This window comes from Microbulbifer jejuensis (assembly GCF_047289955.1).
Taxonomy (GTDB): Bacteria; Pseudomonadota; Gammaproteobacteria; order Pseudomonadales; family Cellvibrionaceae; genus Microbulbifer.
This window is the reverse complement of record NZ_JBLBUB010000012.1, coordinates 45,353-61,292: the sequence shown is the minus strand read 5'-3', so window position 1 is coordinate 61,292 and position 15,940 is coordinate 45,353. Positions and strand designations below refer to the sequence as shown.

13 protein-coding genes are annotated in these 15,940 nt (G+C 50.0%); 9 read left to right on the top strand and 4 right to left on the bottom strand.

The genetic code is table 11. The features are described 5' to 3' along the window. Positions 1–149 precede the first annotated feature (149 nt). The 8 genes from ACL7TT_RS09415 to rpoS all read left to right on the top strand — a co-directional run bounded on the left by ACL7TT_RS09415 (position 150) and on the right by rpoS (position 6,487). Positions 150–437, top strand: coding sequence for a septum formation initiator family protein (locus ACL7TT_RS09415; protein WP_413394948.1), 288 nt, complete (start codon positions 150–152; stop codon positions 435–437). After that, positions 434–1,153, top strand: coding sequence for a 2-C-methyl-D-erythritol 4-phosphate cytidylyltransferase (gene ispD, locus ACL7TT_RS09410; RefSeq protein ID WP_413394946.1), 720 nt, complete (start codon positions 434–436; stop codon positions 1,151–1,153). Before ACL7TT_RS09415 ends, ispD begins: the two co-directional genes overlap by 4 nt. Then, on the top strand, positions 1,153–1,638 hold the full coding sequence (gene ispF, locus ACL7TT_RS09405) for a 2-C-methyl-D-erythritol 2,4-cyclodiphosphate synthase (RefSeq protein WP_299944990.1): 486 nt from the start codon (positions 1,153–1,155) through the stop codon (positions 1,636–1,638). The genes ispD and ispF overlap by 1 nt, the downstream gene beginning before the upstream one ends. After that, the gene (gene truD, locus ACL7TT_RS09400) at positions 1,631–2,593 is read left to right on the top strand and encodes a tRNA pseudouridine(13) synthase TruD (protein WP_413394944.1); all 963 of its coding nucleotides are present in this window, start codon (positions 1,631–1,633) and stop codon (positions 2,591–2,593) included. Before ispF ends, truD begins: the two co-directional genes overlap by 8 nt. Before the next feature lie 53 nt (positions 2,594–2,646). Then, positions 2,647–3,318 (top strand): protein-L-isoaspartate(D-aspartate) O-methyltransferase, encoded by a 672-nt coding sequence (locus ACL7TT_RS09395; RefSeq protein WP_413394942.1) that lies wholly within the window; start codon positions 2,647–2,649, stop codon positions 3,316–3,318. Next, positions 3,315–4,277, top strand: coding sequence for a DUF368 domain-containing protein (locus tag ACL7TT_RS09390; protein WP_413394940.1), 963 nt, complete (start codon positions 3,315–3,317; stop codon positions 4,275–4,277). The genes ACL7TT_RS09395 and ACL7TT_RS09390 overlap by 4 nt, the downstream gene beginning before the upstream one ends. Before the next feature lie 296 nt (positions 4,278–4,573). Then, positions 4,574–5,236 carry a peptidoglycan DD-metalloendopeptidase family protein gene (locus ACL7TT_RS09385; protein WP_413394938.1) on the top strand — a complete coding sequence of 221 codons (663 nt, stop codon included), beginning with the start codon at positions 4,574–4,576 and terminating at the stop codon, positions 5,234–5,236. A 201-nt stretch (positions 5,237–5,437) separates the two neighbouring features. Beyond that, entirely contained in the window at positions 5,438–6,487 is a 1,050-nt protein-coding gene (gene rpoS, locus ACL7TT_RS09380; protein WP_413394936.1) for an RNA polymerase sigma factor RpoS, read from the top strand. Positions 6,488–6,566: 79 nt separating this feature from the next. Here rpoS and ACL7TT_RS09375 read toward each other — a convergent pair whose 3' ends face one another. The 3 genes from ACL7TT_RS09375 to ACL7TT_RS09365 form a co-directional block, all read right to left on the bottom strand. Further along, positions 6,567–6,893, bottom strand: coding sequence for a YdbL family probable chaperone protein (locus tag ACL7TT_RS09375; protein WP_413394934.1), 327 nt, complete (start codon positions 6,891–6,893; stop codon positions 6,567–6,569). A gap of 10 nt (positions 6,894–6,903) precedes the next feature. Next, positions 6,904–7,098, bottom strand: coding sequence for a YnbE family lipoprotein (locus tag ACL7TT_RS09370; protein WP_299944975.1), 195 nt, complete (start codon positions 7,096–7,098; stop codon positions 6,904–6,906). Positions 7,099–7,305: 207 nt separating this feature from the next. Continuing rightward, a complete protein-coding gene (locus ACL7TT_RS09365; protein WP_413394932.1) occupies positions 7,306–10,299 on the bottom strand; it encodes an intermembrane phospholipid transport protein YdbH family protein in 2,994 nt (997 codons plus the stop codon). 1,030 nt (positions 10,300–11,329) lie between these two features. On the opposite strand from ACL7TT_RS09365, the gene pepN reads away from it, so the two are divergent. Then, the gene (pepN, locus tag ACL7TT_RS09360; RefSeq protein WP_413394930.1) at positions 11,330–13,963 is read left to right on the top strand and encodes an aminopeptidase N; all 2,634 of its coding nucleotides are present in this window, start codon (positions 11,330–11,332) and stop codon (positions 13,961–13,963) included. Between the two features lie 235 nt (positions 13,964–14,198). On the opposite strand, the gene ACL7TT_RS09355 is transcribed toward pepN, so the two are convergent. Beyond that, positions 14,199–15,857: an acyl-CoA dehydrogenase family protein gene (locus ACL7TT_RS09355; protein ID WP_413394928.1), complete on the bottom strand. Its 1,659-nt coding sequence runs from the start codon at positions 15,855–15,857 to the stop codon at positions 14,199–14,201. Positions 15,858–15,940 lie beyond the last annotated feature (83 nt).

Below are 15,940 nucleotides of genomic sequence, written 5' to 3'. Positions count from 1 at the left end.
GAAATCTGGGGGTAAATGCGCTGAGCTGTCTGTACTTTATGGGCTTGCGGTGGCCTGCGGTTGACGGCTTTGCCCCGAGTCGACTCACCTGGTAGCCCGTTCAGCTACCGGGTGAATCCCTTTTATCAGCGAAACAATTTTGGTCTCGTATGAAATGGCTGCTGGCAATCCTCACCATCCTACTGCTCGCCTCCCAGTATCGGCTCTGGATCGGCCCGGGCAGCCTCGCCGAAATCACCCGTCTCAAGCGGCAACTCGCTTTACAGCGAGAGAAAAATGCCGCTCTTGAGCAGGAAAATCGCCAATTGTTCAGGGAGGTGCGCAGTCTCAAAGAGGGTACCGATGGGATTGAGGCCAGGGCACGCTATGACCTGGGACTGATCAAGGAAGGGGAGACGCTGTTTATCTTTCTGGATGCGCAAGAGGCCGGGCAGTGATTAGGGGTTACTGGGTTGTTGTGCCCGCTGCCGGCGCCGGCAAACGCATGGGTGCCGACCGGCCAAAGCAGTATCTGCCACTTATGGGTCGACCGCTGTTATCCCTGACACTGGAGAATATTTTAAGCTGGCCAGGGCTTGCGGGCATTGTCGTGGCCCTATCGAATGAGGACGGCTTTTTCCCCCATCTCAAAGAGGCCCAAAACCCCCGGATACACACGGTTATTGGTGGTGCCGAGCGGGCAGATTCTGTTCTGGCCGCGCTGCAGTATCTCACCGGGCGTGCGGCGGATGACACGCCGGTACTCGTCCATGATGCCGCCCGCCCCTGTGTTGCACTGGAGGATATCGGTGCACTGCTCGACGAAGACGTTTCGTCCACTGCCCTCTTGGCGCGCCCGGCCAGTGATACGGTGAAGCAGAGCCGTATTCTGGGTGGAGCACCCTGTGCGGAACAGACCCTGGATCGGGAGCGCATCTGGCTTGCACAAACGCCGCAGCGCGCCCCTTTACAATTGCTGTATGCCTGCCTGAGCCAGGCCCTCAAGCAGGGTAAAACGGTCACCGATGAGGCCAGCGCACTCGAAATGTATGGTCACTCGCCACAGCTCGTAGCGGGACAGGGCGACAATCTCAAAGTGACCCACCCTTCCGATATTCTGGTAGCGGAGGCCATTTTGCGCCTGCGCTATGCCCCCACAGAGGATAAACAGTAGTGAGCTTTCGAATAGGCCAGGGCGTTGATGTACATGCTTTTGGTCCAGGTAATCATATTGTCATCGGCGGAGTGAACATTCCGTACGAGCACGGCCTTGAGGCCCATTCAGACGGTGATGTACTTTTACATGCCCTGGCGGATGCGCTGCTGGGTGCCCTGGCCCTGGGAGATATCGGCCACCATTTTCCGGAGACGGATGTCCGCTACGCCAATGTGGATAGCCGCAAGTTGTTACGACAGACTGTCACCCTGGTCAATCGCAAGGGGTATCGCCTGGTGAATGCCGACGTCACCCTGATTGCCCAGGCGCCGAAGATGGCTCCCCATATTGAAGCCATGCGTGCCAATATCGCCACAGATTGTGGTGTTGTACCTGGCGATATCAGTGTCAAGGCGACGACAACGGAGAGACTCGGGTTTCCCGGGCGCGGTGAAGGCATCGCAGCCCAGGCCGTTGTTTTGCTCGAGTGCTCCCATGACTGAAGGTTGGAAACTGGATTGGCCGCGGGCATTGGGCGCAGTGCGTGTTAGCGCAAACTTTCGCACCGAGCCGGAAGACTTTGTTGTTGAAGAACTGGCGTTTCCCCCACCCTCTGAAAACGGTGAGCACGTTTATTTGCAGATCAAAAAGCGCGGTGCAAATACCGCCTGGGTGGCAAAGCAGCTGGCGATCCTTGCCGGCGTAAACAGCCTGGATGTGGGCTATTTCGGTTTGAAAGACCGCCATGCGGTAACCACTCAGTGGTTCAGTGTATGGTTGGGGAGAAGGCCCGAGGCGGACTGGTCGCGACTAAACGGTGCGGAGATATCTGTGCTGCACACTTTTCGCGGCTCGCGCAAGTTGCGCCGTGGAGAGCACAGTGGCAACCGGTTCAAAATTCGCCTGCGCAGTATTCGCGGGGAACACGCTGCTGCCGAGCAGGCACTGGATAAAATTGGCGCCGGTGTGCCCAATTACTTTGGTGAGCAGCGTTTTGGTAACCACGGGGGCAATCTGGATTTGGTCCGCTGTTTGGCCGAGGGTTGCGGGCGCTGCCGCAAAAGCGAAAAAACCTTCGCCATGTCCGCAGCGCGCAGTTGGCTGTTTAATCAGGTCCTGGCAGAAAGGGTTGATATGGGTAATTGGCGGGAGGTGCTCGATGGTGAGCCGGAAGGAAATCCCAGCGGCCCCCTTTGGGGGCGCGGACGCAACCCTGCATCCCATGTACAGCAGGAGTTGGAGCAGCGGGTTCTGCTTCCCTGGCAGCCCTGGTGCAACTGGTTGGAGCACTGTGGGCTCAAGCAGGAACGCCGGGCCTTGGTTCTACGCCCTGAGGCGTTTAACTACCAATGGGAAGATGACAATCTGGTGCTTGAGTTTTCTCTGTCCCGTGGCGAATTTGCAACGGCTCTGTTAAGGGAAGTAGCTCAACTGGTCAATGTGAGTTCAAGTACATAAAATTCGGTACTGGAAGCGACAGGTGTTTTACAGGGCATGGAATTAAACTGTATATGGACCGTTTAAGACACGAAGGCTTGGGAATGACCTCCCAGCGCACCCGCAACCGTCTGATACAGAGGCTGCGGGAAGAAGGGATTAAAAATGAGCAGGTTCTGGAAGTGATGGCTTCCATCCCCCGCCACCTGTTCCTGGATGAAGCCCTGGCGATTCGCGCTTACGAGGATACGGCCCTGCCCATCGGCTACGGCCAGACCATTTCCCAACCCTATATTGTTGCACGCATGACAGAGTTGCTGCTGGGTCGGGCAAAGTCCCTTCGTCGCGTACTTGAAGTGGGCACCGGTTCCGGCTATCAAACAGCCATACTCGCCGGTCTGGTCGAACAACTTTACTCTGTTGAGCGTGTCGAACCCCTGTTGGAAAAGGCACGCCGACGTCTGGCAGAGCTGGGTCTGTACAATGTTGAGTACAAGCTCAGCAACGGGGGCTTTGGCTGGCCGGATCAGGGTCCCTACAATGCCATTCTTGCGGCGGCGGCACCGGTAGTCGTGCCGGATGAGTTGAAGCGGCAGTTAGCGCCCAATGGTGTAATGGTTATCCCGGTAGGGTCTGAGCAGCAGTATTTGACCCTGCTGATCCGCCGCCAGGACAGCGATTTGTTCGATGTAGAAAAACTGGAAGCGGTGCGTTTTGTGCCACTCCTCAGTGGTGTTGTTCGATGAAGTTGGTTGAAATCTTTAAAAGTCGTTATCCCGCAGTGCTGCTGCGTGGAATGGCAATGGGCGCGGCGGATGTTGTCCCCGGTGTTTCCGGCGGTACCATCGCCTTTATCACCGGTATTTACAGGGAGTTGCTGGACTCTTTGAGCCAAATAGGCCCGCGCTGCATTACCCTGTTGAAGAATGAAGGGGTAGTGGCGCTATGGAAATACATCAATGGCAGCTTTTTGCTATCCCTGTTTGTTGGCGTATTGATCAGTATTTTTAGCCTTGCGCGCCTGATCAGTGATCTGCTCAGCGACTATCCCATTATGGTCTGGTCCTTTTTTTTCGGTCTAGTACTGGCATCCTCTGTGCCTGTTTTGCGCAAGATTCCCAGATGGTCCCTATCGGTCTTTGTCTTTCTACTGCTGGGGGCGATTCTGGCGGTTACAGTGAGTGAACTGCGTCCCGGTGATCTCCCCGCAACCCCGCTGACTCTGTTTTTTTCCGGTGCTCTGGCTATTTGCGCCATGGTGCTGCCGGGTATTTCCGGAGCTTTCATTCTCTTGTTGATTGGGATCTATCCCAAGGTGCTCACCGCAGTGCACGAACTGCAGATCATCAACTTATTTTGCTTTGCCGCTGGCGCTGCAGTGGGTTTGATCTTGTTCAGTCGTCTGCTCTCGTGGCTGATACACCAGTATGTCGCCAGAACACTGGCTTTTTTGGCCGGGATATTGCTGGGCAGCTTGAAAATACTCTGGCCCTGGAAGTTGCCTGTGGGCGGGGAAATTGTGACGTCCAGTAAGCTGGCCCCTCTTCAGACGAATATCTCTCCGAGCCAGTTTGTTGTGCAAAGTGGTGAAGAGGCCCACTTTGGTGCGGCTGTTATCGCGGCTCTTGCCGCTATCCTGTTGGTACTTGCAGTGGACTTTTTTGGCGCAGCTCATAGGGGGAAATCTTGTGCCACACCGCAATAAGATCTGGAAAATCTCGGTATGGCAGCTTTTTAGGTGGCTTTTTTCGAGATTTTTGCTGCTTTTCTTTAGACGCTTTTTCCATAAATGCCGCGGTCTGATTTAAAAAGAGAATAATGGAATGTCATTTTTTACAACATCCTGAACCCCGTTTTTGGCGGGGCAATAGTTTGGGACCTGGTCATTTTTTGTTTAGGTTGTTAAAGATATTAGGCACTGGCGTGCTACTTTTGAGCCTGTTTTCCTGTAGTACCCACAGGGCTCCCAGCAGTGCCCTGAAACAGCCCCCCGACATTCGGTTGAACTATCACACTGTGAGCCAGGGAGATACGCTGTATTCGATCGCCTGGCGCTACGGCAAGGATTTCCGGCAACTGGCCGCACTCAACGGCATAACATCCCCCTATTATATCTACCCGGGTCAGCGCCTGAAGTTGCGAGGAAAAGCCCCTGTCAGCACGGCTTCGGGGGCGCGTGAAAAGGCTAATAAAACGCCGAGCAGCAAGGTGGCTGCAAAGAAGACTGTTTCTGCATCCAGTAAAAAATCTTTAACGCGAAGTACCAAGCGCCATTCGGGCCAGACCCGGCGGACGGGCTCAATTCGCTGGCGTTGGCCCGCACGTGGAAAAGTGATCAGCCAATTCCGTTCCGGAGACTCCCTGCGCAAGGGAGTTGATATCGCCGGAGAAAAGGGAGAATCTGTACTGGCAGCGGCCGATGGCACCGTTATCTACGCGGGAAGTGCATTGAGAGGTTATGGAAAGCTGCTGATCGTGAAGCACAGTGATGAGTATCTGAGTGCTTATGCCCACAACCACCGGTTGCTGGTGAGAGAGGGCAGCAATGTCAAAGCGGGACAACGGATAGCGGAATTGGGTTCGAGTGGTACCGACCGCAACAAGCTCCACTTTGAAATTCGCAGAAACGGTCAGCCAGTAGACCCTCTTGCCTATTTGCCGTAAGCCGGACGGATGTTCTGCGGCCCTGTAATAAAAATGGACTTTTTATTGATACCACTTGAGGTAGTCACTGTAATCGTGACGACCGCAAGGTCAGCTGATTCAGTGGCTGTCGCCACATGCCCAAAGCGACTGGTTGTCACCTGAACAGTCTCTAGAGTGTGTTTGGCGGCTGATATTGGCAAAGTACAAGGAGCAGGGGAAATGGAAGCACAGCGGCAAGACCAATCAATGGCTGGCCAGGCAGAAGACTTTCCTCCAGAGTTGGTTGTAAAAAATGATGGACAGCAACTGGATCGGGATAAAGCGATAGATACAGGCCGTACGCGGAAAAAAGCGGCAAAAAATAACTCCATCGCGTCTCCCTCGGAAAAGAGCCGGGTTCGCAGGCTGAATGGCGATGGTCATTTGCAAAAAAACCTGGATGCGACCCAGCTCTACCTCGATGAAATAGGCTTCTCCCCCTTATTGACTGCAGAAGAGGAAGTCTATTACGCACGCAAAGCGTTGCGTGGAGATGCCGCGGCCAGAAAGCGGATGATTGAAAGCAATCTGCGCCTTGTGGTAAAGATTGCGCGCCGGTATGTCAGCCGTGGCTTGGCTCTGCTGGACTTGATTGAAGAGGGCAACCTGGGGTTAATCCGCGCTGTAGAAAAGTTTGATCCGGAACGTGGTTTCCGCTTTTCCACGTATGCTACCTGGTGGATACGGCAAACGATAGAACGCGCGATCATGAATCAGACTCGGACTATCCGCTTACCCATTCATGTGGTCAAGGAATTAAATGTTTATCTGCGGGCCTCCCGCGAGCTGGCACAGAAACTGGATCACGAACCGTCTGCAGAAGAGATTGCCAATCTGCTGGAGAAGCCGGTAGAGGATGTCGAGCGGATGCTGGGGCTCAACGAGCGGGTTACCTCCGTGGATACGCCGATAGGGCCCTCTTCTGAAAAGACCCTGGTGGATACCATTCCCGACCAGCAGGAGTCTGATCCGGCGGAATTGTTGCAGGACAATGACCTTTTTGAAAGCATCAACCGCTGGCTTGGGGAGCTACCCGAAAAACAGTGTGAAGTGGTTTCACGTCGATTCGGGCTGCGTGGTTTTGAAGCCAGTACCCTCGAAGAGGTTGGGCGGGAAATCGGGCTCACCCGGGAGCGGGTTCGCCAGATCCAGGTCGATGCACTCAAACGCTTGCGCGAAGTGATGGAAAAGCAAGGATTGGATGGACAATCCCTGTTCGGAAACCTGTAAACCTGGCCCTCGAGGTAAGCACCCAGCGAAGACGGTGCCTTCGTGGGGTTTTGGGTGAATACAGCGGGCTTGATTTTATCTACTTCTGTACCCAGCGCCCGAGGTTATCCTGGTAAAACTCGCCCGGTGAGAGACGCTGTTCCAGTTTCTCTGCCGCGCGTGCTGCCACCTGGGCGATATCGATGTTGTTGCGCTTGGCAATCTGGGCATAGGCGGACTTGCGCTTTGTATTGACTTGTTTCACAAGTTTTACCAGTTCAGGAGAGCTGGTCTCTACGATTGCGATGTAGCCGCTGTTTGCCTCACCGATCAGCCCCTGGTCCTTGGCTTCATCCAGAGAAATCGCCAAGGCCGGCAGTGTGATTAGGATACCCAAAAGCAGCAGGGTTTTTTTCAGCATATTCATGTTTTCCTCCTCAGAAAATGCCATCCTTACCTTCGAACAAAGTATCGAGATCCCGGTCCACTTTGACCCGGATTTCGTGCTCAATCTTTATGTTTAGATTGACAGTAATCGGTTCGGTGGGGGCCTTTACAGCGACGGTTGGCGTGCACCCTGTAACAACCATAGCGTATAGCAACCCCACGGAAATCAGTCGTCTGGCTCTCATCTCACATTCCTCGCAATGCCGGTCGGGCACCTTTTAACTTGCGGAATCATCAGCGATTGCCGCAACTGATCGGCCAGGTTCGGCAATCGGGTCGGAAGCGCGGCCATATCTCCCCATGGTACTGACCCAATCTTAACCGGTTCTGAACTGGCCGGGGCTTGCGCCCAGAGCTCAATCCAGCTCAGCAGAGCCTACTTTATCGGCGGCCTATTGGTCCAGCTGCTTTTTCAGCGCCTCTGCCATGTCCCGGCTGGATTGGAGGGAGTGCAACATGGCTGGAATATTGTTCTCAAGGTTGAGATTGATAATCAGGTCCCTGTCAGTATCCACAGAGTCACTGCGCCCCACAAGCTTAAGTTTCAACTGAAGGTCTCCCTTGGGAGAGTACTCCATATTGCCTTCGAGCGTGCGGTAGAGATAATCCTCCAAGGCGTTGGAAACCAGCATCAGTTGCGGGTTATCTGCCAGCATCTGTGCAGAAAAGGCACCGTAGTAGCGCAGTTGGCCACCGGGCGCCAGCGCCCTTATCTGCCCATTTTCCACAGTGATCCCATCGGCACCCGTGACGATGGGAATGGTGAGATTGAGGCGCCCTTTAGCCTCAAAGTGTTTTGATTCTGTTATGCGGGCCAGTTGCTCCAGGGATATATCCTGCACGTACAGTTTGCTCTGTCGCTTCTTATGAGACAGGTTCCATGTCAGCGCTTTCGAAGTCATCTCCCCGTCGAGAAACTCTGCAGTGAAATTTCTCAGGACCAGGTCTTTTTCCCTGTCTAACACAAGGGAGAAGTGGATTTTTTCCAGGGGCATGCCCGCGTCAATGGATTCTACTGACAGTGTTTGTGGTCCCGCTGTGATCCACTGTCCATTATCTTCCTTAAGCAACAACTGTCCGTGAATGCCTGTTGCAAAACTGTCTGCATAAACAGTGGCTATATCAGACAAACTCAACTGGATGGCACTGTCTTGTTGCTGGGGCCAGGAGAGTGTTCCATTGGCTGATATTTGCCCTGAAACCACATCAATAGGGAGTCCCTTAACCGTTTGGCTTAGGGGGTGCATGGGGCTGAAATCGACTGGCGGCAGGGAAAAGAGAAAGCTGCCTTTTGCCTGTTTCAGGTTATGCTGTAAATGAGAATTGATTATCAATGAGCCGGAAACCAGGTTTCCTTTTCCCTCTAGCACATTGTCGGTGAGAGAAACAAACCCAGATAGACTGGCATCAACAGCGTATTTTTCCAGAGTGGTCAGATGCAGGTTTTTACTGTTATATGTGCTGCTAAAATCGGTCTTTCCGTCATCGATCTGTAGCTTGAGATTACTGAAATTGACATCGCCTGAGAGTGAGGGAGACTCATCGAAAATTGCTGTGAGGTTACTGTTCCACTCTGTGCTGTTACAGCTGGATTTTTGCCTATGAAAGACACAGTTTATATCTGGGGCAAAGAGTTCGGAGTTCTTCAGATGCAGGCTTCTATCTTTTATCTCTTTTGCAGTAAGTTTGAATTGCTTGACTTGCAATCTATGCTTATCGCCGATTTTTTTGACATGTACTTTAGCCGCTGAAAACAACTGTATAATAGAGATCCCGGAAGTGGGATTGACAATTTCTGGAATCTCAGCTTCTATCTCAAAAGCACACTCGGCACTGTCAGTAATCTTGCATTGGATTTTCCGAAAATGGCTCTGGATTGAACTGTTGCTTTTCTCTCCCTTCATTCCTATAGAAACGGTTCCGCCATCGACCGCCAGGTTAATCTGGTTGGACTGAGAGGCTACTCCCGTGATTGTAAGGCTATCCTCTATTTCCACTTGTACCTGACTTTTGTCAAAGCCAAATGGTTGTAATGGGGAGCCCTCTGTAAAATTTTGCATAGAGGCTATAAAAGACACTTGGCTTTCAGGTGATAAGGTCAGAGTGAACCGGTCAAGCACATTTTTTTCTGCAGAAGATAGTTGATCCAGGGGTTGTAAGTTGATCTCTCCATAAAAGTTTAACCTTCCATTCTGATTTTTAAGTGATGCAAGTGTTGGAGCTCTTTTCCAGAGAGGAGAGTTGGTTAATATTTTATCAGAGGAAAGATTAACCGATCCGTTGACGAGTACATTGGGAATATTTGTCTGGAGAGGGGGTTCGAATTCAAAGTCCAAAAGAAAATTCTGCTCTGAGAGATTTCCCGTTGGGAACAGATTTAAGCTGCCGGACCCAGTGATGTACTCAGGAATTAACGGATCTAATGCACTAAATTTGAGCTCAACAAGTGTCGTAATCGACAGCTTGGCTTCTAGCATTGTATCGAGTAGTTTACTGTGAAAATCTGCTTTCAGATTCTCACTCTCAAATGCCAAACTGATATTTCGATAGCCAGAAATTGCAGTGATATTATCGGGTATATCGGATGTGGTACGGATAGTAATAGTCCCGCGTGTATGGATTTCTGGTGAAAGTCCAACTATTGAAGTTACGGTAGTGTTTATAACTGGCGAGATGCTATCAAAATTTAAAAACATATTTGAATCAAAAATCCATCCACCATGCTCTTTTTTTAAAATAGTTATATCGGTATAAGAAATAGCATTTATCTTATTGGAGTCTAGGTTTACGTTTAATTTAATTTTTTCGAGGGCAACATCTGCTTGTAAGGATAAACTGTATTCTTCCTTTTGAGAGAGCTTGTATGGCAGTTTTACGGTTATACGGCTATGTTGACGCGTGATTTCCAGGGAGCCCATGAAACCAATCTTATCGATTGCTATCTGGTTGATATTAACTTTATCCGGCATATAGCGGATAATATATTGAATGATTCTGCTTAGATAGATTGCTGGATAACCACGCGTTTCCTCTGCAGTGTTCAATGCATTGGTCGGCCCTGTTCGATTCCCCATATGTTGAGTCAGTTTTCCTATTGAAATCTCTACTCTCTTATCAGTATTGTGGCTAAAAATAATATGAAAAGGATAGCTAATGGTTACCCTGTCCAGGATAACAGTATCACCCCTGCCAGGTTGCAATCGAATCTGATTAACAGAAATTTCACTCAAACCCAATTCCAAACTGGAGATATTCTGGATAACCTTCTTTCCGTAAAATAGATTGATCAGTTGCGATACGACCTGTTCCCTGTTACACCAACTGAAAATGGAAAAAGCAATCAAAACCAATGTCAACACAGCAAAGAAAATACGTGATTTGTGCACATTAAACCTCTCGACATTGGATGAAATGATAAGGCTGTATTATTGCTTGTGTATTTGCAACCCGGCAACCCAATAAGTAATTCAGGGTCTTTTTGATGTTTGACCTCTAAACACTGGAGAAGCTCTATGAAACAGCTTGTATTTCCCTCTCTCGTGTCACTCCGTGGTTGAATCGGGTTGAAGGGAAACCCTACGTGACTTTAGCTGATCATATCAAATACGCTGGTTGTTGCTAACCGGTATTCTTGGTTTCTCAATCCTTGGGGTAAGCCACTTCCCTTTGGAAAGCGAATTATCAGTCAGGGCACGCTGCGCACATTTTTGTCCACGGGGTTTGTGGCCATTTTTAGCATCTTACCCCTGCTCTCCAGTTCACATACCTGACACAATAAATACAAAGAGGGCACCTTAGAGGTATTCCTCAGGGTGCTGATGGCATAGCCTTCAATTTGAAAGTTGTCACCCAAAAACTGCATTTTTTATTCTCTGCGCCGAGTTAACAATTTAATTATAGCCAATCGCTATTGATACATATTATTTTATTGTTTTTCCGATAGTGACATTCATGGCGCAGGATAAACGTCCTGTAAAACGTATCTAGGTAAAACTCTTTATGCTGGATAGGCCGTGACTCTGAGGCAGGTGTTCCAATAAAAATCAGAATACCGATTAAAAGTAGCAAAGCGATTAGCTTGTTACCCATAAGCGCATGCCCCTTTGTAAACAACAGGATGGCGCCGGTTGGAAATGGCTGACTTGGCATCTTTTGTTGGGAGTGAAGAATGTTGTGAAATGCTAGCCTCAAGCCTCGGTACTGACAAACGCTGTTCAACCTCTCCAAAGTGGCGTTCTATCCCGGTTAGTGGTTCCAAACGACACTATTTACCTGGGTGCAAAACCAAGAAGATACAATTATCCCTGCAAGTTTGGTTGCCGGAGTAATAAGGGTTTTTCCACTTGTTGTTTCTGTTTGTAGTGATACCTTATGCCCCTTCAGCGTGAACGACTTTTACTGAGGATATTCCTGATAATGCCAGATGCCAAGCCAAATACCATCTATCTCAAGGATTACCGCATACCAGACTACTTGGTGGACAATACCCATTTGCAGTTTGAGTTGAAACCAAAGGCAACCCTGGTCAAATCGCAGCTGAAGATTCGGCGAAATCCTGCGGCGGGGGTGGGTCTGCCCCCGTTACTTCTGGATGGTGTGGATCTGGAGCTATTGTCCATCGCTATCGATAGTATGCCGCTTTCATCAGAGGATTATGAGGAGATACCGCAAGGAATTTCGATATCCGTGGATAAGCCTGAATTTCACTTGGAAATTCAAAACCGCATCAATCCCGAGGGTAATACTTCCCTGGAGGGATTGTATCTTTCCAATGGAATGTACTGCACTCAGTGTGAGGCCGAAGGATTTAGAAAAATCACTTTCTATCCTGACAGGCCGGATATTATGTCGAAATTTACCACCACCATAGTCGCGTCAAAAAATTATTCGGTACTACTCTCTAATGGCAATGAAATTGACCGAGGGCTTTGTAAAGATGAAAGTCAATATGTAACCTGGGAAGATCCTTTTGCCAAGCCTGCGTATCTTTTTGCTCTGGTAGCAGGGGATCTAAAGTGTTTGGATGACTATTTTACCACTACCAGTGGTAGAAAGGTAAAGTTACAGATATTTACGGAAGAAAAAAATATCTATAAATGCGATCACGCTTTACGGTCCCTAAAAAACGCTATGCGCTGGGATGAGGAAGTTTATGGAAGAGAATATGATCTTGATACTTTTATGGTTGTCGCAGTTGATCACTTCAATATGGGGGCCATGGAAAATAAAGGGCTGAATATATTCAATTCGGCTTGCGTTCTGGCAAGTCCGGAGACCGCAACAGATGCAGGTTTCCAAAGAATTGAATCGATCATTGGCCATGAGTATTTTCATAACTGGTCCGGTAACCGGGTTACCCTTCGAGATTGGTTTCAATTAAGTCTAAAAGAGGGATTTACAGTCTTTCGCGACGCTGAATTTTCTGCGGACTTGAACTCGCGAGCAGTTAAACGTATAGAGGATGTATCTCTATTGCGCATCAATCAGTTTGCAGAGGATGCGGGACCCATGGCGCACCCTGTCCGACCGGATTCCTATATGGAGATTTCAAATTTCTATACACTCACCGTATACGAAAAAGGGTCTGAGGTGGTACGCATGATACACACCCTGTTAGGTCCGGAAGGATTTCGCAAGGGGAGTGATCTCTACTTTGAGCGCCACGACGGCTGCGCAGTCACGTGTGAAGATTTTGTAACAGCGATGGAGGATGCCAACCAGGTTAAACTGGTTCAGTTCCGGCGCTGGTACAGCCAGGCGGGTACGCCAAAACTCAATGTAACTGACTATTTTGATGAAAAGCGTGGCATCTATAGATTAACTGTTCGTCAATCGTGTCCGCCAACTCCCGGCCAGAAAGAAAAACACCCGTTCCATATTCCCCTGAAGCTGGGGTTATTGGACAAAGGTGGAAATGACCTGATTCTGGATGGCACTGGTTCAACCCAATGTGTATTGGAAGTTACAGAAAGTGAGCAGTCGTTTGAATTTACTGGGTTTGAAAATAAGCCCCTGCCATCCCTGTTACGCGGTTTTTCAGCGCCTGTAAAAATTGACTACCCCTACAGTGTTGAACAGTTACTGTTTTTGATGTCAAAAGACACCGATACCTTCAACCGGTGGAATGCTTCCCAGCGGCTGGCATTTATGGCACTGTCTGATCTTCAGCAGGCGTACCGTAAAGGTGGGACACTTCAGCTTCAGCCTGGATTGATAAAAGCCTACAAACGTGTGCTACTGAATCGAGATCTCGACCCGGCATTGGTTGCGGAGATATTACAGTTACCGAGTGAACAGTCTATTGCTGAGGAGTCAGCATGCATTGATGCGGAGGCGATAGTGGTCGCGCGGAAATTTGCCCTGCAAACGCTGGCAGAAGCACTTTCTGGCGAGTTGCGTGCACGGTATATTGCATTGAATGTGCGAAAACCCTACAGTATCAATGCGAAAGACATTGCCGAGAGAAAACTAAAGAATACCTGTCTTTTATATCTCTGTGTCACAGAAACAGCCGATTCACTGGCTTTGGCGCAAGCGCAGTTTGATATAGCGAGCAATATGACTGACAAGGCTGCTGCCTTAAATGCCTTGATTAATCATGCCGGTGATAGGCAGGCGAATGCTGCGATCGAGCAATTTTATCGGCGTTGGAAAGAGGATGCCCAGGTTGTCGAACTCTGGCTTGGCCAGCAGAGCAGGAGTTGCCGCAGGGGAAGTCTGAAAACCGTTGAAAAACTCATTCAGCATCCGGCGTTTGATTTGAAAAACCCCAATCGGGTAAGGGCAGTGATTGGTGGCTTCACGAAAGGAAACTTCAGCCAATTCCACATGAGTGATGGCAGTGGGTTTGAATTTCTTGCTGAGCAGGTAATAGCTCTGGATAAGTTGAATCCACAGATTGCAGCGCAACAAGTGATTCCCCTTACCCGCTGGAAGAGATACACAGGTGATCTTGCCCCTAAAATGAAAATTGCGTTAAAGAAGATCATGGACTCTGGAAACCTGTCGGGAGATATATATGAAGTGGTGAGTAAAAGTTTGAGTGAGTAATCAGACGGCAATCCGACCTAATTATGTTTTGTGCTATAGCGGAATTCTCTCTCTGTGGTCGCCTTGCATGACCGCAGGCTGCGGTCGTGTGACTTACTACCGGGTTGGAAAGAAAGAATACCTCTCCCAGGACACGCTGTGGGTACGTCCCTGTACCCTTGTAATCGGCATTCATGCTTCATACGATCCTGGGAGAGGGGTATTCTTCTCTCCTGCCTTGCTAGTAGAAGGTGATTTATACCATCAGTGGGTTTGCGCGAATCAGTAGTGTCTCTATATCAATCCCTTTTGAAAGGCTACCGGTACTGCGCACGCCGTTACTTTCCAGCCGGGATTCTATGAAGGCATTGCTGACCGCCTCATTACCACCCTGGATTAGAAGGTGTGCCTGCATGGTAATGGCCATCTGGTCAACAATATGTCGTGCCCGGTATTCAAACCGGTCCAGATCTGCAAGCTCATTTCGTAGATTTTCGATCGCCTTATCCAGTCTTGCATCCACGCTGAGGCTTTCCTCCATCTCGTCGAGCCAATGGTTCACCACGGCAGGCGTTTTAGTGATTGCACGCAGGACATCCAAAGCCTGGATATTGCCTGAACCCTCCCAAATGGCATTAATAGGGGCATCCCGATAGAGTCGCGCGGTGATAAAATTCTCGATAACCCCATTGCCCCCCAGACATTCCATTGCCTCATAAGCATGATGGGGGCTGCGTTTGCATATCCAGTATTTCCCCACCGCAGCGCCCAATCGCAGCAGCATTTTTTCATGCTCTACCTCCTCGTGATCCATTGCTTTGGCTATCCGCATTGTCAAGGCAACAGATCCCTCGACTTCGAGCTGCAAGTCGGCGAGGACGTTTTTCATAAGAGGCTGGTCGATCAATGTCTGACCAAAGACTTTTCGTTTGGAGGCGTGATACACTGCCTGCACCACCGCTTGTCGCTGGCCTCCCGAGGATCCGGCCATACAGTCAAATCGGGTAATTGCCACCATTTTGATGATGGCATTGACGCCGCGCCCTTCCTCTCCCAGTAGCCATCCAAATGCGCCCCGTATCTCCACCTCCGAAGAGGCATTTGACACATTGCCCGCTTTGATCTTCAAACGCTGTATTTCCAGTGGATTTTTACTGCCATCCGGTCGCCAGCGCGGAACCAGAAAGCAGGACAGTCCTCCGGGGGCCTGTGCAAGGATCAGAAAGGCATCACACATGGGGGCAGACATAAACCATTTGTGGCCAATGAGTTCATAACTGCCATCCCCCATTGGAATTGCGGTGGTTGTGTTGGCGCGCACATCAGAGCCTCCCTGTTTCTCCGTCATACCCATGCCAATTGTCAATGATGGCTTGTCAAAATAGGGGCGGTTACTGCTATCGTATCCCCTGTTGAGAATCTTGGGGACCCACTCCTGAGCAATTTCAGGATTTAGCTGAATGGTCGGTATAGAGGCAAAAGTCATCGTTACCGGGCATCCGTGGCCGGCCTCCAGCTGACTTTGGAGGTAGTTCTTTGCCGCCCGTACCACGTTGGCACCGGGGCCGGCATCAGTCCAAGGCGTACTGTGCAGCCCTTCCGAAAGCGCCAGTTGCATCAATTGATGGTAAGAGGGGTGGTAGCGCACTAGGTCAATACGGTTTCCGATGCGATCATGGCTTTCGAATAGGGGTCTAAATTCATTGGCAGCGTACCCGCGCTCAATCATTTCCGGCCGGCCGCAGATTTCTCCGTAACGGTGTAAGTCGGATTCAGCCCAGCGTCCTTTATTGGTGTGTACTGCCTCCTGTAACGCCGGGTCACCCGCGTACAGATTATGCCCACAAAGGGGTGGTACCTGATTGTAAATCTGGTGAGTGACAGTGTGCGCAGTTGGGTGAAAGTGATCGATCATAACTTCAGTCTCTGTAGACATCGATAGATGGAGAGGAATCTGGTCAACCTAATATTGCCCCCACAACGGGTAAAACGCCATGT

What these genes read in the sequence shown, in the direction of transcription:
- ACL7TT_RS09415 (WP_413394948.1), top strand. Translation starts at nt 150, where the DNA reads ATGAAATGGCTGCTGGCAATCCTCACCATCCTACTGCTCGCCTCCCAG.
- truD (WP_413394944.1), top strand. Translation starts at nt 1,631, where the DNA reads ATGACTGAAGGTTGGAAACTGGATTGGCCGCGGGCATTGGGCGCAGTG.
- ACL7TT_RS09395 (WP_413394942.1), top strand. Translation starts at nt 2,647, where the DNA reads ATGGACCGTTTAAGACACGAAGGCTTGGGAATGACCTCCCAGCGCACC.
- ACL7TT_RS09390 (WP_413394940.1), top strand. Translation starts at nt 3,315, where the DNA reads ATGAAGTTGGTTGAAATCTTTAAAAGTCGTTATCCCGCAGTGCTGCTG.
- rpoS (WP_413394936.1), top strand. Translation starts at nt 5,438, where the DNA reads ATGGAAGCACAGCGGCAAGACCAATCAATGGCTGGCCAGGCAGAAGAC.
- ACL7TT_RS09375 (WP_413394934.1), bottom strand. Translation starts at nt 6,893, where the DNA reads ATGAATATGCTGAAAAAAACCCTGCTGCTTTTGGGTATCCTAATCACA.
- ACL7TT_RS09370 (WP_299944975.1), bottom strand. Translation starts at nt 7,098, where the DNA reads ATGAGAGCCAGACGACTGATTTCCGTGGGGTTGCTATACGCTATGGTT.
- pepN (WP_413394930.1), top strand. Translation starts at nt 11,330, where the DNA reads ATGCCAGATGCCAAGCCAAATACCATCTATCTCAAGGATTACCGCATA.
- ACL7TT_RS09355 (WP_413394928.1), bottom strand. Translation starts at nt 15,857, where the DNA reads ATGATCGATCACTTTCACCCAACTGCGCACACTGTCACTCACCAGATT.